General features: G+C 63.0%; 16 protein-coding genes. 8 read left to right on the plus strand and 8 right to left on the minus strand.

Annotated features, from left to right (window positions below):
• Positions 1-8: 8 nt before the first annotated feature.
• Positions 9-587: a BON domain-containing protein gene (locus KKO72_RS11695; RefSeq protein ID WP_214938424.1), complete on the minus strand. Its 579-nt coding sequence runs from the start codon at positions 585-587 to the stop codon at positions 9-11.
• A 153-nt stretch (positions 588-740) separates the two neighbouring features.
• Between KKO72_RS11695 and KKO72_RS11700 the strand changes: the two genes are divergently transcribed.
• Positions 741-959, plus strand: coding sequence for a hypothetical protein (locus KKO72_RS11700; RefSeq protein ID WP_078366294.1), 219 nt, complete (start codon positions 741-743; stop codon positions 957-959).
• Between the two features lie 263 nt (positions 960-1222).
• Here KKO72_RS11700 and KKO72_RS11705 read toward each other — a convergent pair whose 3' ends face one another.
• The 3 genes from KKO72_RS11705 to KKO72_RS11715 all read right to left on the minus strand — a co-directional run bounded on the left by KKO72_RS11705 (position 1223) and on the right by KKO72_RS11715 (position 5650).
• A complete protein-coding gene (locus KKO72_RS11705) occupies positions 1223-3034 on the minus strand; it encodes a carbon starvation protein A (protein WP_214938426.1) in 1812 nt (603 codons plus the stop codon).
• Positions 3035-3227: 193 nt separating this feature from the next.
• Positions 3228-3944: a two-component system response regulator BtsR gene (btsR, locus tag KKO72_RS11710; protein ID WP_214938427.1), complete on the minus strand. Its 717-nt coding sequence runs from the start codon at positions 3942-3944 to the stop codon at positions 3228-3230.
• Entirely contained in the window at positions 3938-5650 is a 1713-nt protein-coding gene (locus KKO72_RS11715; RefSeq protein WP_214938429.1) for a sensor histidine kinase, read from the minus strand. Before KKO72_RS11715 ends, btsR begins: the two co-directional genes overlap by 7 nt.
• Positions 5651-6068: 418 nt before the next feature.
• Here KKO72_RS11715 and KKO72_RS11720 point away from each other — a divergent pair, with 418 nt between their 5' ends.
• Both KKO72_RS11720 and KKO72_RS11725 read left to right on the plus strand, forming a co-directional pair.
• A complete protein-coding gene (locus KKO72_RS11720) occupies positions 6069-6581 on the plus strand; it encodes a GNAT family N-acetyltransferase (protein WP_214938431.1) in 513 nt (170 codons plus the stop codon).
• 62 nt (positions 6582-6643) lie between these two features.
• The gene (locus KKO72_RS11725; protein WP_214938433.1) at positions 6644-7072 is read left to right on the plus strand and encodes a VOC family protein; all 429 of its coding nucleotides are present in this window, start codon (positions 6644-6646) and stop codon (positions 7070-7072) included.
• A gap of 62 nt (positions 7073-7134) precedes the next feature.
• Here KKO72_RS11725 and cls read toward each other — a convergent pair whose 3' ends face one another.
• From cls to KKO72_RS11745, 4 genes are all read right to left on the minus strand, one after another.
• On the minus strand, positions 7135-8535 hold the full coding sequence (gene cls / locus KKO72_RS11730; RefSeq protein WP_214938435.1) for a cardiolipin synthase: 1401 nt from the start codon (positions 8533-8535) through the stop codon (positions 7135-7137).
• A 206-nt stretch (positions 8536-8741) separates the two neighbouring features.
• On the minus strand, positions 8742-9050 hold the full coding sequence (locus tag KKO72_RS11735) for a BON domain-containing protein (RefSeq protein WP_078367050.1): 309 nt from the start codon (positions 9048-9050) through the stop codon (positions 8742-8744).
• 135 nt (positions 9051-9185) lie between these two features.
• Positions 9186-17552, minus strand: coding sequence for a GH36-type glycosyl hydrolase domain-containing protein (locus KKO72_RS11740; RefSeq protein WP_214938437.1), 8367 nt, complete (start codon positions 17550-17552; stop codon positions 9186-9188).
• A 9-nt stretch (positions 17553-17561) separates the two neighbouring features.
• Entirely contained in the window at positions 17562-17804 is a 243-nt protein-coding gene (locus KKO72_RS11745) for a hypothetical protein (protein WP_214938439.1), read from the minus strand.
• A gap of 322 nt (positions 17805-18126) precedes the next feature.
• Here KKO72_RS11745 and KKO72_RS11750 point away from each other — a divergent pair, with 322 nt between their 5' ends.
• The 5 genes from KKO72_RS11750 (at position 18127) to KKO72_RS11770 (ending at position 23517) form a co-directional block, all read left to right on the plus strand.
• A complete protein-coding gene (locus tag KKO72_RS11750) occupies positions 18127-18651 on the plus strand; it encodes a hypothetical protein (RefSeq protein ID WP_214938441.1) in 525 nt (174 codons plus the stop codon).
• 156 nt (positions 18652-18807) lie between these two features.
• Entirely contained in the window at positions 18808-20193 is a 1386-nt protein-coding gene (locus tag KKO72_RS11755) for an efflux transporter outer membrane subunit (protein WP_371736872.1), read from the plus strand.
• A complete protein-coding gene (locus KKO72_RS11760) occupies positions 20190-21557 on the plus strand; it encodes an efflux RND transporter periplasmic adaptor subunit (RefSeq protein WP_214938445.1) in 1368 nt (455 codons plus the stop codon). Before KKO72_RS11755 ends, KKO72_RS11760 begins: the two co-directional genes overlap by 4 nt.
• Positions 21554-22297: an ABC transporter ATP-binding protein gene (locus tag KKO72_RS11765; RefSeq protein ID WP_214938446.1), complete on the plus strand. Its 744-nt coding sequence runs from the start codon at positions 21554-21556 to the stop codon at positions 22295-22297. Before KKO72_RS11760 ends, KKO72_RS11765 begins: the two co-directional genes overlap by 4 nt.
• Positions 22297-23517, plus strand: coding sequence for an ABC transporter permease (locus KKO72_RS11770; RefSeq protein WP_214938448.1), 1221 nt, complete (start codon positions 22297-22299; stop codon positions 23515-23517). Before KKO72_RS11765 ends, KKO72_RS11770 begins: the two co-directional genes overlap by 1 nt.
• The last annotated feature ends 336 nt before the right edge of the window (positions 23518-23853 follow it).

Raw genomic sequence — 23853 nt, forward strand, 5'->3', positions numbered from 1 at the left:
GGCCTCGCTTACTTCTTGATGCTCATCTGGTTGCCGACCTGGGTCACACCACTCACGCCGCGCGTGATGTCCAGGGCGCGGTCAATCTGGCCCTGGTTGTTGACAAAACCGCTGAGCTGGACCTCGCCCTTGTGGGTGGTGACCGTGATGTCCAGGCTTTTGATGTTGGCGTCTGCCAGCAAGGCGGCCTTGACCTCGGTGGTGATCACGCTGTCATCGATCTTGTTGCCCACCGTGGCCACACCGTCTTTGATGCTGAGTTTGTTGTTGACGTGGGTGACGCCCTCCACCCCTTTGGCGACGTTCACTGCCTGGTCGATCTGGGTCTGGTTGCTGACAAAACCGCTGAGCATGACCTCACCCTTGCGGGTTTCGACCTGGATGTCAAAACCTTTGACATCGACGTTGTCGAGCAAGGCTGTCTTGACGCGGGTTGTGACCACACTGTCGTCCACCTCGGTGCCTACCGTTGTGGCTGGCGCGGCGGCACCGGTGCCATCCACCGGTTTGTTACAGGCCACCATCGACAGGGTCATGACACCGGCCAGGGTGGTGGTCACGAGGCGCAGGCCCAGGGGGTTTTTCATAAACATTCTCCGAAATTGATAAAACAGGCCCGACTGTGTTCTGTGGCATCGCATTTGTCGGTGCGATAGCGAACCCAGCGCCTGTGTGTGCGGGCGCACAGACCGGGCGAGGGGCTGGCGGCACACTCGTTCCATTTGACAGAAAGTTGCCCCATGAACCCCATCAAACTGATTGGTATCGTCCTGATCGCCGCTGGCGCCTTGGGCCTGGTGTACGGTGGTTTCAGCTACCCGGCAGAGACCACCGCGCTCAAACTTGGCACCATGGAACTCAAGGTGCAAGAAACCAAAACCGTCAATGTGCCGTTGATCCTGAGCGCCGCCGGCATCGTGGTGGGCGCCGCTTTGCTGGTGTTTGGCCGCAGCAAGTGAGCCAGGCCGGTGGCGCAGCTGATGCCGATACAGGGGCTGCCGCCACACGGGCGTGCCATGTTGCACAACATATCAGGAAATTGGGCCTTCAGCCCTTATCGATAAAGGGCTGATAGCTATGTATTTTGATAAAACGGGGGCGAGATATCCGACCCCAAACGCACCAGCGGCGCTGTCTGAGGTTAAGAAAAAGGCCAGCCACCCCGGGGGGCGCTGGCCTGATCAGACTCGCCGTTGTTGCGAGTCGGGGGTGAGTGTCTGTTCTAGTCGCTGACGAGGGTGAGGACCTGATCACCAAACTTGTCGGTCACCCGTTTGTCGATCTGAAGCAGTTCATACCAGCGAGCGAAGGCGGCGATGAAAACGATGGAGATCAACACCATCAAGATGCCCGACATGGTCGTCAGCAGGTACAGCTGTTTGGGCAGGTAGTTGCCAGTGATGTTGAGGTAACCGGCCCACATCACGATGGGGAACACCAGCAAGCCGGGCACAGCGGTGACCCAGGCGTATTTGGCCTTGCCCAGACGGATCAGCATGGTGGTGCCAATGATCAGCGCGGTGGCAGCCAGCAGCTGGTTGGCCATGCCGAACAGCGGCCAGATCGTTGAAATATCACCGGTGTAGACCAAGTAACCCCATGAGCCTGTAAACAGAGCGCTGGTCACAATGATGCCCGGCGTCCAGGAGTTGTCGGAAAACGGTGCATAGACCTTGCCCATCATTTCTTGCAGCAGATAACGGCCAACGCGGGTACCGGCGTCCACGGCGGTCAGGATGAAGACCGCTTCAAACATGATGGCGAAGTGGTACCAATAGGCCATCATGCCTTTCATGAACGGCACCGCCGAGAAGATGTAGGCCATGCCCACCGCCAGCGACACCGCGCCACCCGGGCGGCCCTGAACCTGTTCACCGACCTGGGCTGCGAGTTCGGGCAGGTTGACCGTGGCGATGCCCAGTTTGGCAAACGCTGCGGGTGCTGCGTTGATCGCGAAGTAGTCAGCTGGCACCAGAACGCAGGCCGCAATCAGCGCCATGATGGCAACGAAGCCTTCGGTCAGCATCGCGCCGTAACCGACGAAGAGAATGTCCTTCTCGTTGGCGATCATCTTGGGTGTGGTGCCCGAGCCAATGATGGCGTGGAAACCAGACAGCGCACCGCAGGCGATGGTGATGAACAGGAAGGGGAAGGCTGCACCTGGAATGACCGGGCCGCCGCCGAAGAAGTGCGGTGTGATCGCTGGCATGTGCAGCTCGGGATGGACAAATACGATGCCCAGTGCCAGCGCGGCGATGGTGCCGATCTTGAGGTAGGTCGACAGGTAGTCACGCGGCACCAGCAGGAACCAGACCGGCAGCACAGATGCGATGAAACCGTATGCAGGAATGATCACCGAGAGTTCCTTCTTGGTGAAGGTGAACATCTTGGCCAGCGCCGGATCGGCCGCAACGTAGGGGCCAACCCACAGCGAGATCAGCAGCAAAACGACGCCGATGATGCTCATGCCCTTGATGTCACCGGGGCGGATGTAGTGCATGTAAACGCCCATGATCATCGCAATCGGCAGCGTGGCGAAGACCGTGAAGGTGCCCCATGGGCTGTTGAACATGGCGTTAACCACAGCAATCGAGAGCCCGGCCAACGTCAGGATCAGAATGAACAGGATGGCCACTGACGCCACTTTGCCGGCGGCTTTGCCGATTTCGGTTTCGGCGATCACCGACAGGCTGCGGCCTTTGTGACGGACCGAGGCGAACAACACGACCATGTCATGGACGCCACCGGCCAGCACGCAGCCGATCAGGATCCAGAGCGCACCTGGCATGTAGCCGAACTGCGCAGCCAGCACCGGCCCGAGCAGTGGCCCGGCGGCGGCGATGGCCGCAAAGTGGTGCCCGAACAGCACATATTTGTTGGTCTTGACATAGTCGTGACCGTCTTCCATGGTCACCGCCGGCGTTTCCCGCTCCGCGCGCAGATTCATGACCTTTTGGGCCAGGAAAATGCCGTAGAAGCGGTAGGCAATGGCGAAGACCAGTGCCGCCACAAAAATCAGCGTCAATGAATTCATCAGTTTCTCCGTTTGTTGGTATGCCGCCCCAGATTGCTTCCTGCACGTGCAGAAACGTGCGGTTAATGACCGTTCCTGCACGGGGGCAGGGCGCAATGTAGTGGGTTTGGGCCCGGCCTGGAGGGACTATCTGGCGAGAGGTCCGGGTAGCGATCCAGAGGTCTCCAACGGTATCAAGCGGTGCCTGCCGGAGTCAGCCGATGAGCAGTTTGTCTTTGATGTCACGCAGATAACGGCGGCTCGCCGGAACGCGTTTTCCGCTGTGGGTGATGATTTCCGCCGCACCGTTGTCCAGCAGTTCGATCTCGGCAATGTGGTCGAGATTGATGAGGTATTGCCGATGGCAGCGGAGCAACGCGGTGCGCTCCTGCAAGATCTTGAGTGTCAGTTCGGTCACACCCTGTTTGTTCAAAGCGATGACCTGCACACCGCAGAGAGTGGTGTTGACGTACTCGACGTCTTCGAGCGCGATCAGCAGGATGCGGTTGCGAAGTGTGCACGGAATCTGCCGCAGGGGGCTGTCGGCGCCAGGAAAAGCCGTCGCCGGTGCGCGCTTGCCAGAGCGCAACCAGTCCAGCGTTCTGGCCAGGCGTTGTGCATCAACCGGTTTCAAGAGGTAGTCGGCGGCGTGTTCTTCGAAAGCTTTGAGTGCGTGTTCGTCGTAGGCGGTCACAAAAACGATGTGTGGCAGCGCCGAGGGCTCGATCATGCCCACCATCTCCAAGCCGGAAACACGTGGCATCTGGATGTCGAGAAACACCACGTCGGGGTGCAAGCGGTGGATCGCCGACAGCCCTTCGATGGCGTTGCTGCATGCACCAATCACCTCCACATCGCTTGCTTCGGCGAGCAAGGCCTTGAGTTCTTCGCGCGCGGGCGCTTCGTCGTCAATGATCAGCGCGCTCAGCATGTGGCAAGTTCCTGCTCAACCGGCACCCGGATGCTCACCCGCGTCCATTGCTCGGCCTCACAACTCACCTCGATACCGTAGGCGGCGCCGTAGCGGATCTTGATGCGTCGATCCACCAGGTTCATGCCCAGACCGTCACCGTTGGGCATGGGTTTGTAGAGGCCTGCGCTGTCTTCGATGACGATCGTCAGTTCGTCATCGCTGCGCTGCGCACTGATGGTGATCTTGCCTGGATCGAGCATCTGGGAAATGCCGTATTTGATGGCGTTTTCGACGATAGGCTGCAAGGAGAAAGTCGGCAGGCGCAGGTGCAGCAAGTCCTCGGCCACCAGAAACTCGACGTCGAGTCGCCCGGCAAGGCGCGCCAACTCGATGTGTAAATAAGCATCAACGTGTTCGATCTCGTCCTTGAGCGTCGACTCATCACTGGCGCGCTTGAGGCTCTTGCGGAAAAAAGTCGACAGGTACTGAACGATCTGGCGCGCGCCTTCGGGGTTGCGGCGGATGACCGCAGCCAAGGTGTTGAGCGCGTTGAACAGGAAATGTGGGTTGATCTGCGCCTGCAGTAGCTTGACTTCCGATTGCGCCAGCAGGCGCTTCTGTTCCTCGATGGTTCCCGCCAGCACCTGGTTGGAGAGCAGGCGAGCGATGCCTTCACCAAGTGTGCGATTGAGCGACGAGAAAAATTTGCTCTTGGGTTCGTAGAGTTTGATCGTGCCGAACACGCGGTTGCCTTCGCCACGCAGCGGAATGACCAGCGAGGAGCCGAGTTTGCAGTCTTTGGACAGCGAGCAGTGGTAGGTGAGGGTGGCGCCGTCGGCATACACCACTTCGTTGTGTGTGATGGCGTAGAAGGTGTGTGGTGACGAGATCGGTGTTCCCGGCAAATGGTGGTCGGCGCCAATGCCAACAAATCCGAGCAGCTTTTCGCAATCGGTGATCGCCACCGCACCAACACCGGTTTCCTCGCGGATGATGCTCGCCATGCGTGTGCAATTTTGCTCATTGAAGCCCTGCATCAACACACCAACCGAGCGTTCGGCGATGCGCAGCGCCTTGGCCGAAAAGGCAATCGAGTACTTCTCCCGTGTTTCACGGCGGTCAAGAATCAGGCGCATGAAGAGCGCAGCACCCACCGAGTTGGTGACGATCATCGGCAGTGCGATGTGCGCCACCAATCGCGCGGCCTGGTCAAAGGGCTGGGCCATCAGCAAGATGATGAGCATCTGCGAGATTTCGGCAACCAGTGTTGCGCCAAGCGCAATCATCGGGCTCAGCAGGCGGTCGGCGCGATGGCGCTTGAGCAGCAACAGGTGGAGGTAACCTCCGATCAGCCCCTCGACGGTGGTGGATACCGCGCAGGCGGCATCGGTGTAGCCGCCCAATGAGTAGCGGTGCAGGCCGCCGGTCAGGCCAACGGCAAAACCCACCAGCGGCCCACCCAGAATGCCGCCGAGCACCGCGCCAATGGCGCGTGTGTTGGCAATCGCCCCCTCGATCTGGAAGCCCAGGTAGGTGCCCATGATGCAGAAGGCCGAAAAAACCAGATAACACACCAGCTTGTCGGGCAGGCGCACGGTGACCTGCATCAAGGGCGCGAACAGCGGCGTCTTGGAGAGCAGGTAGGCGATCACCAGATAGACGCACATCTGCTGCATCAGACTGCCAATCAGCGCCAGGTGATTGATGCTCTGAAGCTCAAGCATGGGAAACGGATAGGAAATTCAGTCGCATGGGGTCAAGTATGGCATCGGTTGGGCGCACTTCATGCCGGTGTTCGGTCGCGCGAATGTTCGCTGCCCCTTGCGGATTCACAACTTTGCCTCGGCCAGGCGTTCAATATCTGAGATGTCTGTTTCGGGGAAACTTGGTCGACGCCACAGATTGCTTGTGGCCATTTGTTTGGTGAGCTGCTGGTGTGCGAAAGCAGCGGAGCGGCTGGCGGGGATAGGGCTTGTGCGTGACAACGGCAAAGCCTTGCACACACCTTTAAAGCCGGGCCGTCTGGGTTCAACCTGGTGCTGATTGGCACGTGAACTGCATCGCCTGCCGATAGATTGGCGCATTTGCCTCAGTATGATCTGACATCCTTAGACGTACTCCCACCGGCGAGTTTTTCCCGCGATGACTATTAGCAATACCGTCAGCATTTATCCTCTCAAAATCACCGATCTTGAAGAACTTCAAGAGGCGGCCAGCAAGAGCCAAGACCTGCTGGTGCCATGGTACTCAGCACCACAAACAGTTGAGTCCTGGCGCGAGTTCATGCAAAGGCGCCTGGGTCCAAACGATCTGGGCTTCCTGGTTCGTCGCACTTCTGACGCTGCACTGGTTGGCTTTATCGATATCACGAACATCGTGCGTGGTGTTTTCCAGAGTGGCTATCTGTCCTACTTCTCCGTCTCACCGCATGAAGGTCAAGGTTTCATGGCCTCGGGCTTGCGGCTGCTTGTCGAGCATGCGTTTACCGAGTTGCACCTGCACCGCCTGGAAGCCAACATCCGCCCTGAAAATGAAAAGTCCATTGCCCTCGTCAAACGGACGGGCTTCGCCCGAGAGGGGTACTCACCCCGCTATCTAAAACTCGATGGCGCGTGGCGAGACCATGAACGATGGGCGATCTTGGCAGAGGCGTGAAGGCGCGCTGCGACAGGCACGTCCATCGCGCCAGGCACTGGTATGTTCACTAGGAGTATTTGATGGAAACGCAAGAACTACATCGGGGTCGTCTGATCGATCACATCCAGCTGGTGGTACGGGACCTCTCGAAGAGCCAAACTTTTTACGCGGCCATTTTGGCGTCTCTGCATGTCCCTATGGGAGGTACGGGTGACGGGTACTTCTGGGCAGACGAGTTGTTCGTGACCGCCGTTGACAGCCCGGCCGCGCTGGGGGTGCTGACGGGTCGTCATCACCTGGCATTCCAGGCGCAAGACCGGACGATGGTCGACCGTTTTCACCAAGCAGCGCTCGCGCATGGTGGTCAGGACAATGGCGCTCCCGGTGAGCGTGCTTACCATCCTGGCTACTACGCTGCCTTCGTTCTGGATCCAGACGGTAACAACATCGAAGCTGTCTATCACGGTGAAGCGACTCGAAGCTCTGCCTCCGTGGTGATCACGTTTTGACCACGGTGGTCATGGAGGTTGACGGCATTGTGCGGGCTTGGGGTCTGGCCTGACAGTGCGTCTTACAACCAGCGCTCCCACAGCTGGGCCAACCACTCCTTGAGCTTGACCCCCAGCGGACGCTTGGCCCAGGTTTGGGCGTCGATGGGTTTTGATGCGGCCTGGTCGATGGCAAAGGCGGCGGCCATCTGGGCCGCAAAATCGCGCCCCAGCACCACCGCGTTGACCTCGTCGTTGTCCATGAAACTGCGCCAGTCCAGGTTGCTGGAGCCCACGGTGGACCAGACACCGTCAACCATCGCGGTTTTGGCGTGTAGCAGCGCACCCTGGCGCTCATAAATCTTGACCCCACCTTCCAGTAGCGGGCCGTATTGCGCGCGCCCGGCGTGGAACACCAGGGCCGAGTCGCTGTAGCTGGGCAGAATCAGCCGCACATCCACACCACGTGCGGCGGCGTCCACCAGGGCCTGGATCAGCTGGGGGTCGGGCACAAAGTAGGCGTTGGTCAGGTACACCTGCTTTTCAGCGTTGCTGATGGCGGAGATCTGCGTCAGGTAGACCAGGCTGTAGGGGTCGTCCGGGGTGCCGCCAATGGCACGCACAATGTCTTTGCCAGCCGCCACTGGAGCCGGGGTGTAGTTTTTGGCCATCAGTGCCTTTCCCTTTTGTTTGTCCCAGGTCTGCAGGAACAGTTTTTGGAAGTCGGCCACCACCGGACCGTCGATCCTCAGGTCGGTGTCTCTCCAGGCGTTGTCACCTTGGCTGGCCTTGGGGCTGCGCCGCAGCACAGAGCCAGAGGTGTACACACTGCTGATGTTGATGCCACCCAGAAAAACAGTGCGCCCGTCCACAATCAATAGTTTGCGGTGGTCGCGGTTGTTGAGCAACCAGGTATTGCCTCGTGTGGCCAGTGGGTTGACCGGGTTGAACTCCAGCACCGCTACACCTTCCTGGGCCAGCTCGTCAAAAAAGGCCTTGGGGGTGCCCAGGCTGCCCACACTGTCGTAGATCAGGTTCACCTGCACACCCTGGCGCTGTTTGTTGATCAAGGCCTGCGCAAAGGTCTGGCCCATGGCATCGTCTTCGATGATGTAGGTTTCCATGTTGATGTGATCCTGCGCCCCGGTTATGGCCTCCAGCATCGCTGCGTAGGTCGCCGGGCCGTCTTGCAGCAGGGTGACCTTGTTGCCCAGCACCAGCGGGCTGTCATTGATGGCCTGCTCCAGCGCAATCTGTTTGTCCAGGATGTCGATGTCACCCGCGCTGCGTTTGAGCGCTGCCAAGATGGTCGCACTTCTGCGCTCGGACACCGGGCCTTTGGCGCTCTCAAACCGGGCCGCCTGTTCGCTGTGGCGCGCCAAAATGGCCTGGGTGTCGGGCAGGCTGGCGCAGCCGGTGGCGACCAGGGCACCCACCAACAAACAAACAGCAAGGTAAAAACGTTGGCAAAGAGAGCTTGGCATGGTGTGGGCAGTGGGGCTGTGGTGTCCGTTGGTGTGGGCTCTGGTGGTTTGCCGGGCGGGCTCTGGCAAGTGGTCAGACCCACGTGAAGACGCCCCGTGATCCGATAGGCGAATCCGGGGCGACAAGCTGTTTAGGCCAAGCTCAGGCACAGGTCAAAGGGCACTGATTGGTATGAACCCCCTTTCCTGAACGTGGCGAGTTGTCCTTACGGACGGATGGCAATCTCGTTGCGCACCGACTTGACGTTGTTGACGCCGCGTGCAATGCGTTCGGCTTCGGTTTTTTCAAGCGTGTTTTTGGCAAAGCCGGACAACATCACCACACCATTGAGCGTCTCGACGCTGATGGATGAGGCTGCGACCACCTTGCTCTCGGCCATGCGCGACTTCACCAGGGTGGTGATGCCAGCGTCATCGACGTAAGCGCCCACCGTTTGTTGGCCACGGCTGACGGCGCAGCCGGTGGCTGTGAGCAGGGCGGCAGCGGTCATCACAGCGGCAAGGGCAAGTTTCATATTCATAAAGGACTCCAGCAGTTTGATGGTGTATGCCCCACCATCTTTGGGCGATTAACCGGGTTCCCCCCAGTTGATGTCTGAACTGTAAAAGTCAGGGGTGGGGTGCGTCTGTGCGCTGGCGCACCCACAGCCTCACAAGGCCAAAACAAAGCAGGATTGGGCTGGCAAGGCCTGCCAAGACACGTTTTGACCGGGCACCAGCAGGTTGGCCCCCCACTCTGTGGCCGCCTGTTGCGCGGCCTCGGGGGTGGTGCGCATCAACACAAAACGCATGCGGCGCCCGTCGCGCTCCAGCGTGATCTCGGCCTGCGGCCAGTGGCTGGGCAGCTGCGGCCTCAGGCTCAGTGAGTGGGCGCCTTGTGTCAGGCCAAACATCGACTCGATCACCGCGCGGTGCATCCAGGCCGCAGCTCCCGTATACCAGCTCCAGCCGCCATGCCCAACATAGGGCGGCTGGCTGTAGACATCCGCTGCCATCACATAGGGTTCCAGGCCATAGACCGGGCCACGTGTCGGGTGGCTGGCGCGGTGGGCCGGGCTCAGGTAGGTGAAATAGCGGTAGGCGGCATCACCCCCAGCCTCACTTTGCGCCTGCGCCATCAGAGCCCAGATACCCGCATGGTTGTACTGGCCACCGTTTTCGCGAACGCCCGGTGGGTAGGCCTGGATGTAACCCGCACTCGGTTGTGCGTCGGTGAGCGGTGGGTCCAGCAGCTTGATCAGACCGGCGTCCAGGTCCACCAGATGGGTTTCCACCGCGCCCATCGCCTGTTGTGCCAGCGCTGCGGGGGCGGCGCGCGACAGCACCGACCAGGCCTGGGCAATCAGGTCGATGCGGCCCTGGGTGTTGGTATGTGAACCCAACGGCTGGCCGTCGTCAAAGAAGGCGCGTTTGAACCAGGCACCGTCCCAGGCGGTGCTGGTCAGCGCGGTCTGGATGGTTTGCGCCACCACCAGCCAGCGTGCGGCCCGCTGGGTGTCACCACGTGCCTGCGCCAGCGGTGCAAAGTCGCCGATCAGGCGGCAAACAAACCAGCCCAGCCAGACCGACTCACCTCGGCCCTCAATGCCCACCCGGTTCATGCCGTCGTTCCAGTCACCGCTGCCCATCAGCGGCAGACCGTGGCTGCCCAGCGTCAGGCTGCGGTCAATGGCGCGTGCCGCGTGTTCATACACCGAGGCGGTCTGGCCGCTCACCGTGGGCTGGTAATACGCATCCTCGGCCCCGGCCGGGATGGCCATGCCTTCCAGAAACGGCATCAGCTCATCGAGCAAGCTGGTGTCGCCTGTGGCCTGCAGGTAGTGGCAACAGGCCAGCACCAGCCACAGCCGGTCGTCCGAGAAATGGGTGCGTACACCGACCCCGGTGGGGGCGTGCCACCAGTGCTGCACGTCACCCTGCACAAACTGGCGCGAGGCATGCAACACAATTTGTGATCGAAGCATCTTCGGTGCGGCCCAGGCCAGCGCCATGGCATCTTGCAGCTGGTCGCGAAAACCGGTGGCGCCACCGGCCTGGTAAAAGCCCGATTTGGCCCATAAGCGGCACGACACCGCCTGGTACAGCAGCCAGCGGTTCACCAGCGCATCGAGCAGCGGGTCGGGCGTCTTGACGGTGGTGGCACCCAGCAGGCTGTCCCATCCTGAGCGCGCCTGGAGAAGCCGCTCATTGGCTGATGTGGCCAGCGCCAGGTCCAGCAGCGGGCCGATCTGCTCGGCGCTGGGCGCAAAACCGAGCAGGAAACTGCACTGGGTGGACTGCCCGGCCTGCAGGCTGATGTGGGTGGACAACGCGGCACACGGGTCCAGCCCGTCGCCGCAACCTTGGCCCATAAAGTCAGGCACCACCAGGCGACCACGGGCGTCAAAAAATTCGCTGCGGTCACAGGTCCAGTCCTCGCTGGCGGCAGCGCTGTGGCCCAGGCTCAAAAAGGCAGTGCCCTGGCCAAACCCGGCCGCGCATTCGCGTTGTGTGGCCAGCAGGGCCGTGTGGCCTTGGTGGCGCAGCAGGCTGCTGCGCACGGTGCTGCGGTCGCTGCGGTTGGCACCCATCAGCCACTCGACCAGTCCAATCAGGCGCAGCTGCAGGGTTTTGTTGCCGTGGTTGTGCAGGCTGATCTGCACCTGTTTGATCGAGCTGAGGGCATCCACACACCATGTCGCGGTGACTTTCAGCTCACCCTGTTGGTGCTCTATGCGGGTGAAACCTTGGCCGTGGCTGACGCGGTAACTCAAGCCCGGGTTCACACCGGCGCCGGGTGACACCGACCAGAGTTCCCGGGTGTGGCTGTTCTGCAGCAAAAACCACTCTGAGGGCGGGTCCGACAAGGCGTCGTTGGACCAGCCGGTGAGCTGGTTGAGCCGGCTGTTGAGGGCCCAGGTGTAACCCCCACCGGCCTCGGACAGGTGGGCACCAAAGTCGGGGTTGGCCAGCACATTGATCCAGGGTTTGGGCGGACGCAACTGCGCCGACACGGCAAAGCTGAACTCGCCCGAGTCTGGTGCAAAGACACCGCTGCTGGGTTCGGCGCCGACGGGAGGGCTCAGCTTCAGCGCGGTGGTGGCGGTGTGTTGCCGGTGCGTCAGGGCGGCCTCTTGCAGCGCCATCCAGTCCTGCATGTGGTGGGTCAGCGGGCGGCCATCGGCGCGTACCACCCAGCGGGCCAGGCTGTGCAGGGTGTTGAGTTCGGCGTGGCTCAGGTCGTCGGCGCGCAACAGGTGCAGCCGGGTGCTGACCGGCCCGGGCTTGGCACTGGCGTCGGCTGTAAAGCGGTCACGCAGCGCCGCAAGCTCATGGTCCAGCGTCATCAGGTAGGAGGCCGGTTCGGCGTTGATCACCACCAGGTCGCAGGCCACATTGCCCCACAACCACAGGCTCAGCAACTGCACCAGGGAGCGGATCAGGCCCAAACCCGGCACCACGCTGACCAGCACCAGGATGATCGGGCGGTCGCCCGAGACGTCAAAGCGCCAAAGCAGACGGCGGTCACACACCTCGGTGGCGGCACTGAGCGGGCGCACGGCGCGGGCGTGGGGTCGGCGCTGGCTCAACACCAGCAGACTGGTCAGGGTCTGCAGGGTGCTGAAGTTCTCGGCACTGATGCGCAGGCTGCGCAGCCGGATGCCCGTCAGCGTGGCCGACATCAGCGAGGCACGTTGCACGTTGCTGCTTTGGCGGTATTTGTCGATCACCGCACGCAGGGTGTCGGGGTTGTTGGAGACGGCAGTGGCAAAGGTCAGCCGCGCCTTGGCCCCCGGCGCAATGAATAAGCGGGCGGAGAGTGCACACACGGGGTCCAGGCCGGTGTCCAGAACAATCGCCTGCTCGGTCGCCCCACCAGGTGCCAGCGCCAGCTGAGCCAGTGGCTGGCTGCTGGCGCGGTTGCGGCCCTGCCAGCTGTGGCGGCTGGTGCTCAAGCGTACCTGGCGCAGCGGGGTGCTGCTGTCGGTCAGAAAGTGCGCCAAACGCAGGCCTTGCTCGGTGGCCAGGCGTGGTTTGCGCTCCAGCAGCAGTGCCTGGTGCGAGGCCACCCATTGGGCGCTGACAAACAGGTTGCTGAACGCCGGGTGCGCCTCGTCGGCACGCGCGTCCGAGAGCGCCACCTCAAACGCCGACAGCAATTCGATGTCCAGCGGCGCATCACCGAGGTTGTGCAACTCCACCTGGCGGAACTCGATGTCGTCCTCGGGGCTGACCCAGACCGTCATGTGGGCCTGCAGGTCGTCCCAGTCGCTGTCAAAACACATGCGGTCGGCGTGGAAGGCGCTGCTGTAGTGCGCCGCCGGGTCGGGTGCCGGATGCTGGGTCAGTGAATACAGCGGTGTTTTGGGCCCTCGGCGCAGGTAAAAAAAGCTGCCCCGGTCATCACGCAGCGCGTCATCGCGGCTGCGGTTGATGCCAATCTGCTCAAAGCTGCTGCTGCCCGCGCCATTGGCACGCAGCAACACACTGTAGCGCCCGTTGGACAACAGCTGGGTGGGCTCCACCGCGCTGCTGCCGGGCAAGACCTCGCGCAGCAGGCCTTGGCTGAGGCGGCGTTGCGCCTGGCGGCGCAGGTTGGCCGGTGGTGCGTACAGGCCGGAGATTTCACGCGGAATACGCTCGTGCAAGAGTGAAGACACCGCCTGCAGGTGGGCGTTGGCCATGCCCCAGCGCTGCGCGGCACCCTGCAGCAAGACATTGACCAGCGCGACGATGGTCATGCCCTGGTGGTGGGCCATGAAGGTGGCTACCGGCACAAAGGGTTCGTTGCCCACGCGCCGCGCCACCGTGTAGTCCAGCGCCTCGATGAAGCCGTAGCGGCCACGGGCACCGAGCTGCTCCAGCGTGGCGAAATTTTTGCGCGCCAGATGCGGTGCCAGCATGGTCGCCAGCGCGGTGGCATAGGGCGCCACCACCAGCTCGTCGGGGGGGGTGCGGCGCAATGCCAGCCGGGGCACACCTTGTGGTGCGTACTGGTAGGCCAGGGTGTAGTCGCTGGCTGCATAAGCCGACTCGGACACGCCCCAGGGCAGCCCCAGCGTTTTGGCAAAAGCCATCTGCTCGCGCAGCGCGGTGTGGCAGGCGGCCAACAGCACGCTGCCGCGTGGTTCCTTGAGCACCAGGCTGGGCATCAGGTACTCGAACATCGAGCCGGTCCAGGAGCGCAGGCCAGCGTCGGCGCCACGCGCAAAAAAGGTGCGCCCCAGGTGCGCCCAATGCCGCACCGGCAGATCGCCCCGGGCCACACCGAGCAGGCTGGTCAGGCGCGATTCAGACGCCAGCAGGTCGTAAAAACTGGTGTCAAGCTGGTGCTCGGCCACGCGGTAACCAATGTGCAGCAGGTGGCGTTTGCTGGAGTACAAAAAGCGGAAGTCCGCCTGCCAGGCCAGGGTTTTGAGGTTATGGGCCATGGCCAGCAGCCGCTGGCGCGTGTGTTCGGTATCTGGCGCCAGCGCGTCGAGCTGGGCCGAGCGCCGGGTGGCCCGGTGGTCGGCCAGCAACCATTTGAGTTCGTCGCGGGCGCTGGTCGACAACTGCTGGCGCTGTTTTAACAGCGGTTTGATCCGGGCCCGGGCGGCTTGTAAGGCCACCTGGCTGGCGGTGGCGTCGTCGGGCGCCTCGGCAAATTCCAGGCACGCCTGGGCCACCGCCAGCAGGTGGCCGCACAGGTTGCCACTGTCCACCGTGGAGACATACATCGGCAACATGGGCAGGGCAGTCTGGGTGTCGTACCAGTTCATGAAATGGCCCTGGTAACGCTCCATGCCTTGCAGGGTGGCCAGGGTGGCGTCCAGTCGGCTCAGCAGCTCCTGGGTGCCGATCCAGCCAAATTGGCGGGCGCAGGCGGTACTGAGCAGGTACATGCCGATGTTGGTCGGTGAGGTGCGGTGTGCCACCATATCGTGTGGCAGCACCTGCAGGTTGTCGGGTGGCAGGTGGTGGTCATCCGGGCCGACACAGCGCTCAAACAAGCGCCAGGTGTCGCGCGCCACACCGTGCAGGTAGGCCTGGTCGGCCAGTGGCAGTTGTTCTTCTTTGAGCAGTGGGCTCACCCGGCTCACCCACCAGGTCCACAGCGGCGCAGCGCCCCACAAAATACATAGCACGATGCCCATTACGGATAAGGGCTGGGGGCCTAAAAGAAGCATCAACAGCAGCAGTGCCGCAACCAACGGCTCGCGCCAATGCTGGCGTGTCACATCGGCCAGGGAGGACTTGGCCTGGGCTTGCGCCGAGGCGGCGGTGGTCCACTGCAACAAATGGCGTCGGCTCACCAGGGTGCGATACAGCGCCCGGCCAATCGCGTCCAGGCTGGCCAGCGACTGCTGCAACAGTTCGGCCAGCAGCCACAGGCCGCTGAGCAGCGCACGCGCCAGGTCAATCAGGGCCTCGCGGTAAAAGTGTCGTTTGGCAATGTCGTCGCGGCTGGGAGACAGACCGGCCAGGGCGCCCATCAGTGGCCCGGCGGAAAACGCCGCCAGCACCAGCAGCAGTGCCACCCAGGGTGACAGGCCCGCACCCGCGAGCGAGAGCAGCAGCAGCCCGAGCGACATCGGCGCCACCAGAGAGCGGCGCAGGTTGTCGGTCATTTTCCAGAGGTGGATCGGCCGCAGGCCATAGCGCCCGGGGTGCAGCATGATCGGCAGCAGCTGCCAGTCGCCACGCGTCCAGCGGTTCACCCGCGAGGCCGCCACGTCGGCATGGAAGGGGGCCTCTTCAATCACCGAGATGTCGGTTACCGCCGCGCAGCGGGCGATCGAGCCCTCGATCAGGTCGTGGCTGAGCACCTGGCCCTCGGGCAGGCGGCCCGCCAGCACCGCATGCACCGCGTGGACATGCAGCAGGCCCTTGCCGGTGAAGGTGCCCTCGGAAAACACATCCTGGTAGACCTCGGAGCTGGCCGCGCTGTACGGGTCCAGACCACACTGGCCGGCAAATAACCAGTGGTAACGCGTGAACTCGCTCAAATCGGGCAGCGGTGTGGCCACACGCGGCTGCAGGATGCCGTAGCCCGCGACGACACGTTGGCCGCTGGCATCGAGCTGCGGCTGGTTGTGCGGGTGCGCTGCCACCCCAACCAGCTCGCGCAGGCGACCCGGTGGCAGCTGGGTGTCGCTGTCCAGGGTGAGCACATAGGCCACCCCGGTGGCCAGGCGCGAGGTCTCGCCCAGGTCCAGAAAGGCGTTGCTATTGCCGGTGGCCAGCGCGCTGATCAGCAGCTCGAGCTTGCCACGTTTGCGTTCCCAGCCAATCCAGCGCTGTTCGGTCTGGCAAAACTGGCGTTCGCGGTGCAACAGGATAAAACGTGGCGCACCGGTGCCATTCACCTCGGGCGGGTGTCGGGTGTTGAGTGCCTGGATCTGCGCCAGCGCGCTGGCTAGGGTGTCATCATCGGCGGCTGTGTGCTCGCTGTCGGCATCGAGCCAGTCGGTCAGCAGCGCAAACTGCGCCTGTGGCTCGGGGTTGGCCAGGTAATGCAGGTGCAGCCGGTGTGCGAGTTCGGTGGCTGCCCCCGGGCTGCTGAGCATGGCCGGAATCACCACCAGCACCCGGTGTGCCGCCGGTATGCCGTCAGCGAGCGCCAAGCGCGGCAGGTGTTGCGGACGCACCAGCTCGCTGATCAGCCGGTTGATGACCGCCACCACCGCCTCGGACGCCGGAAACAAGGCCAGCAGCGCCACCAGCAGCAGGCCCCAGTCGGGGGTGCTCAGGTGGTGGCGCAACAGCAGCCACAGCAGTCCACCCAGCACCAGCAGCAGGGTGCCCAGATACAGCGGCAGCGCTAGGTGGCGTGTCACCAGCAGCCAGGCCCGGGCCCGCCAGTCGCTCAGCCCCAGGGCTTGCAGCAGCTGGGGTTGGCCAGTGCCTAGCAGCCAGTGCATGGCCACCGCGCCGGGCGGGTGCAGGTCACCCGCGCCAGCCATCTGGGCCAGCAGCTGTTGCGCCACCTGCACTTCGCTCTTGCCGCTGCGCCGCGCCAGCTGCTCGACGGCGTGCAGGCTCTGGTCGCGGGTGGTGTTGTCCTCCAAGGCAAATACCGGCTGCGTCAGCATCAGGCGCATGAGTGCGCTGGTGCGGGCAATGATGTCGGGCCAGTCGGCGTCACCAATGGCGCGCAGTGAGGTGATGGCGTTGCTGACACTCAGGTTGTCGGCGGCCTGGTCGGCCCCTTGCTGGGCTTGCAGGCTGGCCAAATCGGGCAGGGCGTTGTTGAGCCACGCATGGATGTTGGCCTGCTCGTTGCCGAGGCGGCCAATGCGCTGGTCTTGCAGGCGCTGTGCCATCTGCAGCAGAAACACCCGGCCCACACCGCGTGTGTTGAGCTGGGCCAACAGGTCATTGAGTGCCTCCACAGACAGCTTGTCGATGGCATCAAAACACAGGTTGGCGGCTTCGCGCGCGGCCTTGTGGGTGGCGATGCTCTCGGCCAGGCGGCGCAGGTTTTCCAGCAGCACCACCCGCAAGGTGGTGGGCAGTGCCCACATCTCGCTCAGGTTGAGCTGGCGCACCTCTTCGTAGGCACACAGGTACTCGACCAGCAGGGACTCGTCAAAGGCGCCGTCGGTGTGGGCCACAAAGGCCCAGGCCACGCCGTAGATGCGGGGCAGGCCGGCCAGCGGCTCGTCCTGCAGCAGTGGCAGCTCGCGGTAGTAGCTGCGTGGCAGACCCTCGCGGATCTCCTTGATCTGGGCTTCAACCAGGTGAAAGTTGTCCAGCAGCCATTCGGCGGCCGGGCTGATGTCGTACCCGGTGCTGGCCAGCGTTCCGAGGTACTGGTGGGCTTCGCGCAGGGCCACCACATTGGCCTGGATGCGCGGGAAAAACCGTGCCGAGCCTGCCGTGGCGCGTGCCGCCCGGTGGGTCTCGGCCAGGCTGCGGCCATGCTGGGCAAAGCGTTGTGGGCCAAAGATCTCGGAGCGAATCGGGACCTGGATCGGTCCGCGGGCGCTGTCGAGCAATTGGCACAGCGCCGCTGGCGCGCCCGGCAGCAGCGTGGGCAAGGTATTGCGCACCATGGCGCTGACCTAGAACAACCAGATGTTCACGCCCAGAAAAACGACCACCAAGACCACTGTGGTGACAAAACGTGCAGCCATGAAACCGCGCAGCTTCTGTGCGGCACAGTGCAGGCTGAGCAAATGCCGGTGTTTGTTCTGGCAGCTGTCCAGGTGTTCGCCCAGCGCCTCCAGTTCACCCGGTGAGGTGTCGGCAACGAGGCCATTGGAGGCGGTGCTCCAGCCTTGGGCTGGGTAAGTGAAGTGGATCATGCTGAGGCCCTGGGTTATGTTGGACGGATGACGTCGCGCCGCTGGGGTGCGCCGTCAAGGGCTTGGGAGGTCTTGGGCTGGAGTGTGCCCAGCACTGCGGCTGGGGTCTGTGCGCTGCCGAACACTGCTGCACCCGGGGTGCCGGGCGCCACTGGATATTGTCCAGATGGTATGTAACAGACTGGCAGATGGCCCTTTTGTAAAAAGGGCTTGTTGCTATGTTTATTGAAGCGATCCGGGATGCTGATGCGCCTGTGTTGCCCAGCGTACAGACCTCCCCACACCGCCTCACTAAGGTCAGGCTCTTCTATGGGAGAGCAGCATGGCTGAACTGGACAAGGTCGCAACCCAGGCACAGATGGGCTACCGCAAGGTGCCTCGACTGGTTTCAGTCGGAACGCCTCTGGCACCGCCGCTGACCTTGCCAACCGCGTCTGACCAGCAGTTCATGGACATGCTCAAAGCCTACCGCCACAGCGGTGGTTTGTTGCGTGCGCCAGATGTGGCCGCCCGTTGCAGGCCGCACAGTGGCACCGATGTACACACCCTGGCGGGCTGGGTGCTACACCGCCAGGTGCTCAGTTTCGAGTGGCTGTCGCGCATCTGGTTGCCGGTGTTCCAGTTCCAACGTGCCGACATGAGCCGCCAGAGTGGTCTGGCCGAGGTGTTGGCGGAGCTGGTGGGGCTGTATGACGACTGGCAGGTGGCCAGCTGGTTTGCACGGCCCAACCGCTGGCTGCAGGACGCCTTGCCCGCAGACCAGATGGCGACTGCCGCAGCAGACGTCATTGCTGCCGCCCGCGCCGAGCGTTTTTTGCCGACGGTTCAGTTGGCTGTTTGCTGCTGAATTGATAGTTTTATGACTAGATTCCATAAGGGCTACAGGCCTGAAAGCCCTCAAACTCTGGTCTGCTGGGCCTGGCACCACTCGACCCAGGCTACGCCGTGGTCACGGCGACTGTGGGTTGGACTGCTGCCATGGGTTGTGTACGGCTGTGCCTCGGTGCACACACCCGCAGTCGATCCGCTGGGTTTTGAGTTGCCAGCAGCCTGGTCTGGCGCCGCTGGGCAAGTCATCACATCCGATCTGGCTCCCAACACACTGGCCGACTGGTGGCAACGTTTTGATGACCCGTTGCTGAGCCAACTGATCCAACAAGCGTTGGCCGCCAACACCAGCGTGCGCGGTGCCCAGGCGGCGCTGCAACAGGCCCGTGCCCTGCGTGATGTGGCCGGCGCAGCCTTGTGGCCCACACTGGGCAGCTCGGTGTCGGCCCGGCGTGGCCGCAGCGTGGATGTCACCAGCAGTACCTTCCAGCTTGGACTCGACGCCAGCTGGGAGCTGGATGTGTTTGGTGCCAACCGCAGCGCGGTCAAGGCCCTGGATGCCACCGCCTTGGCCAGCGCCGCCAGCCTCGGTCAGGTGCAGGTGTCAACCGCTGCCGAGGTGGCGCTGGACTACCTGGCCCTGCGCAGCGCCCAGGAGCGTCTGGCCATCGCCCAGGCCAACCTGGCCAGCCAGCAGGAAACCCTGCAACTCACCCGCTGGCGGCTGCAGGCCGGGCTGGTCACTTCGCTCGAAGCCGAGCAGGCCCGTGCTTTGATGGAACAGACCGCCGCCCAGATCCCCAGCCTGCAAACCACCCTTGAACAAAGCCGCCATGCACTGGCTGTGCTTACTGGGCAACCGCCAGCTGCGCTGTCAACGGTATTGGCCGCCGTCGGCCCGTTGCCGTTGGCGCCGGATGACCTGGCCCTGGCTTTCCCGGCAGACACCTTGCGCCAACGCAGTGATGTGTCTGCCGCTGAGTTCCAGGTGACTGCCGCTGCCGCCCGTGTGAACCAGGCCGACGCGGCACGTCTGCCCAGCTTCACGCTGGGTGGCTCGCTGGGACTGAGTGCGCTGACGATGAGCGCGCTGACCGATGGTGCCTCGGTGGCCGCCGCCGTGTTGGCCACTCTGTCGTGGCCGGTGTTTGATGGGGGCGCAAGCCGGGCCCAACTGCGGGCACAACAAGCGGCGCTGGCCCAGGCCAACACCAGTTACCAGGCCACAGTGTTGACCGCCTTGACCGAGGTGGAAGACGCCCTGGTGGCGCTGCAGGGTGACCAGCAACGCCAGTTGCGCCTGCAGAACGCTTTTGCGGCCGCGGACATCGCTGCCAGCCTGGCCAACCAGCGTTACAGCAGTGGGCTGGTGGATTTTCAAACGGTACTGGAGACCCAGCGCACCCGCCTGGCTACCCAGGACAGTCTGGCCGTGGCCCGCGCCACGGTCAGTGCTGACCATGTGCGTCTGTACAAGGCGTTGGGCGGCGGCTGGTTGCCCGACAGCCTGGAAACCACAGCCGCACCCGCCTTCCATCTCACCCAAACACCACCGTCATGACCGATCCGAAGCTCCCCATCCCTGCAACGCCACCTCCTGCTGGCGCCGCCAAGCCGCCTGGCGCCAACCCAGCGGAGCCCGGTGCCGAGGTGGACCCGGCCACCTTGTTGGACGAACCACTCAAGCGGGCCTGGTACCGCCGCCCGCTGGTGTGGGCGGGTGTGTTGGCGCTGCTGTTGTTGATGGGGGGCATCTGGTGGTGGCAGGCACGCAAAGCCGCCAACGCCGCGCCGGTCTACAACACCCAGACCGTTGGGCGTGGCAACCTGACCCTCACGGTGACCGCCAACGGCACCCTGCAACCCACCCGCTCCATCAACATTGGCAGCGAACTCTCGGGCACGGTGCTCAAGGTCAATGTCGATGTCAACGACCAGATCAAGAAAGGCCAGGTGCTGCTGGTGCTCGACACCGCCAAACTGGGTGACCAGATCCTGCGCTCCCAGGCCACGCTGTCGGCCGCCAGCGCCAAGGTTGAGCAGACCCAGGCCACTGTGGCCGAGGCCGCCGCCAGCCTGGGGCGGTATGAAGAAGTGGCGCAACTCTCTGGCGGAAAGGTGCCGTCCAAAGCCGAACTCGACAGCGCCCGCGCCACCCTGAAACGCGCCCGTGCAGACGACGCCAGTGCCCAGGCCGGTGTACGCGACGCCCGGGCGGCGTTGTCCACCGACCAGACCAATTTGTCCAAAGCCTCGATCCGCTCCCCGGCCGATGGTGTGGTGCTGACGCGCACGGTGGACCCCGGCAACGCGGTGGCTGCCTCGCTGCAGGCGGTCACCCTGTTCACCGTGGCCGAGGACCTGCGCAAACTGCGCCTGTGGGTGTATGTGGACGAGGCCGATGTGAGCGCGGTCAAACTGGGGCAGAGCGCCAACTTCACCGTCAGCGCCTACCTGAGCCGCCAGTTCCCGGCGCGTATCACCCGCGTGGGCTTTGGCTCCACCATCACCGACAACGTGGTCACCTACCTGACCTATCTGGATGTGGACAACGCCGACCTGAGCCTGCGCCCGGGCATGACCGCGACCGCCACCATCACCGCCACACAACGCACCAACGTGCTGCTGGTGCCCAACACCGCACTGCGCTTTACCCCCACGGTGGCGGCCAGCCCAGAGGCGGCCAAAGGCGGTGTGATGTCCAGCTTCACACCGCGTATGCCGGGCAACAACACCCGCAAATCAGCGGCCGCTGGTGCCAGCACCGCTTTGGCCAAAGTAGTCTGGGTGTTGCCCAAGGACGGAGTGCCGGTGGCCGTGGCGGTGACGCCGGGCATCAGCGATGGTCACATGACCGAGATCACCGGGGGTGAGCTGGTGGCCGGCATGGCGGTGATCACCGATCAGAAGACGGCCCTCAAGTGACGGCCCCGGCACTGATCCAGCTGAGTGCTGTCACCAAACGCTACGGCAGCGGAGCCTCGGAGCTGTTGGCGCTCAAAGGTATCGACCTGGACATCACCGCCGGTGAGTTCGTCGCGATCATGGGCCCCAGCGGCTCAGGCAAGTCCACCGCCATGAACATTCTGGGTTGCCTGGACACCCCCACCAGCGGCCAGTATCTGTTCAAGGGTGCCCATGTTGAGTCACTCACGCGTGACCAGCGGGCGCGGCTGCGCCGCCGTTACCTGGGTTTTGTGTTCCAGGGCTTCAACCTGCTGGCGCGCACCTCGGCGCAGGAAAACGTGGAGCTGCCTCTGCTGTACCGTGGCGACAGCGCCAGCACACGCCGGGTGGCAGCAGCCAAGGCCTTGCAGTCCGTCGGCCTGGGGGGCTGGGAGCGCCACACCCCGGCTGAGCTCTCAGGTGGCCAACAGCAGCGGGTGGCGATTGCACGCGCCATCGTCACCGAGCCAGCGGTGGTGCTGGCCGACGAGCCCACCGGCAACCTGGACACCCAGCGCAGCCACGAGATCATGGGCCTGCTGCTGGCACTCAACCGTGACCACGGCATCACCGTGCTGATGGTCACCCATGAACCCGACATGGCGGCTTATGCCAGGCGCATGGTGCATTTTCTGGATGGCCGCCTGGCCCGGGACGAGGTGAATGCCAACCCGGTCACCGCCGCCCCAGCTGATCTGGCCACCAGCGAGAGCACCTGATGTTGTACAGCGTTTTTTTACTGGCCTTGCGTTCGGTACAGCGCAACATGTTGCGCTCGTTCCTGACGATTCTGGGCATTGTGATTGGTGTCAGCGCGGTGATCACCATGGTCACGCTGGGCAACGGCGCCACCGCCGCGATCCAGGCGCAGATCTCAGGCCTGGGCACCAATTTGCTGCTGATCATGCCCGGCCAGCGTGGACCGGGTGGTGGTGGCAGTGCGGCTGGCGGAGTGCCGCATTTCACCGAGAGTGATGCTGCGGCCATCGCGTCCCAAATTGGCGGGGTGGCGGCGGTGTCGCCCCAGGGCCGCGCCAGCGTCACGGTGGTGGGCAATGGCCGCAACTGGGTCACCACGGTGACCGGCAGCACCAACGCGTGGTTCAACACCGGCAACTGGAAGCTGGCCGCTGGGCGAACTTTTTCACCTGACGAGCAACTCGGTGGCGCCGCTGTGTGTGTGATTGGCGAAACGGTTCGGCGCGAAATATTTGGTGGCACGGTGGGTCTGACCGGCCTGGGTGAACAACTGCGTGTGAAGCAGTTCTCCTGCAGTGTGATTGGCATCCTCGCAGCCAAAGGGCAGAGCGGCATGGGTGATCAGGACGACGCCGTGGTGGTGCCTTTGCACACGCTGCAGCGGCGTGTGACCGGTAGCCGCAAGGTGGACATCCTGTCGGTGTCGATGCAGGACGGCGCGGACAGTGTTCCGCTGAAGGCCAGCCTGCGCCAGCTGCTGCGCGAGCGGCGCAAACTGGCCACGGGGGACGACGACAACTTCAACATTTTTGACACCCAGCAACTGGCCGAAACCTTGTCCAGCACCATGGGGGTGTTGACCAACCTGCTGGGCGCGGTGGCCGCTGTGAGCCTGTTGGTGGGTGGCATCGGCATCATGAACATCATGCTGGTGAGTGTCACCGAGCGCACCCGTGAAATTGGCCTGCGCCTGGCTGTGGGCGCACTGGAAGGGGAGGTGTTGCTACAATTTTTGATAGAAGCGGTGGTCCTGTCGGCACTTGGCGGCGTCATTGGTGTGGTGATTGCTACCGCCGCGTCTTATGGGCTGTCACTCTACATGGCGGTGCCCTATGTCTTTGATGTCGCCATCAATGTGCTGGCGCTGGTTTTTTCGGCGGGCATCGGTGTGTTGTTTGGCTATTTCCCGGCCCGGCGTGCGGCGCGGATGGACCCGATCGAGGCGCTGCGGCACGAGTAATGGTGCTGACCATGGGGACATGCTGACCCAACAAGTCGTATGGTCTTGGTGGCCTGTTACAAGATGTCGGGCCAGACATACCAGACATGGAGTGTTAATTATTTTTTAATTAATATTGATCCTGATCAAGCGAAATTGGGTTTCGTGGTTTGGGGTGGCTTGTGTAAAACTTCCATTAAGCGACAATAAACTTCATACGGTGAAATAAAAATGCCGTTGGATCTCCCGGTGATACAGTCTTTTTCCGCGTGCCGAGCAGCCAGCTCAGGCGGAGCACCCAGGGCTCTCGTGGCCGGGCAGATATCTCACACCTTCAATTTCTTGAAAAGGAGTTAA

It is taken from the genome of Rhodoferax sp. U11-2br, from assembly GCF_018619435.1.
Classification (GTDB): domain Bacteria; phylum Pseudomonadota; class Gammaproteobacteria; order Burkholderiales; family Burkholderiaceae_C; genus Rhodoferax.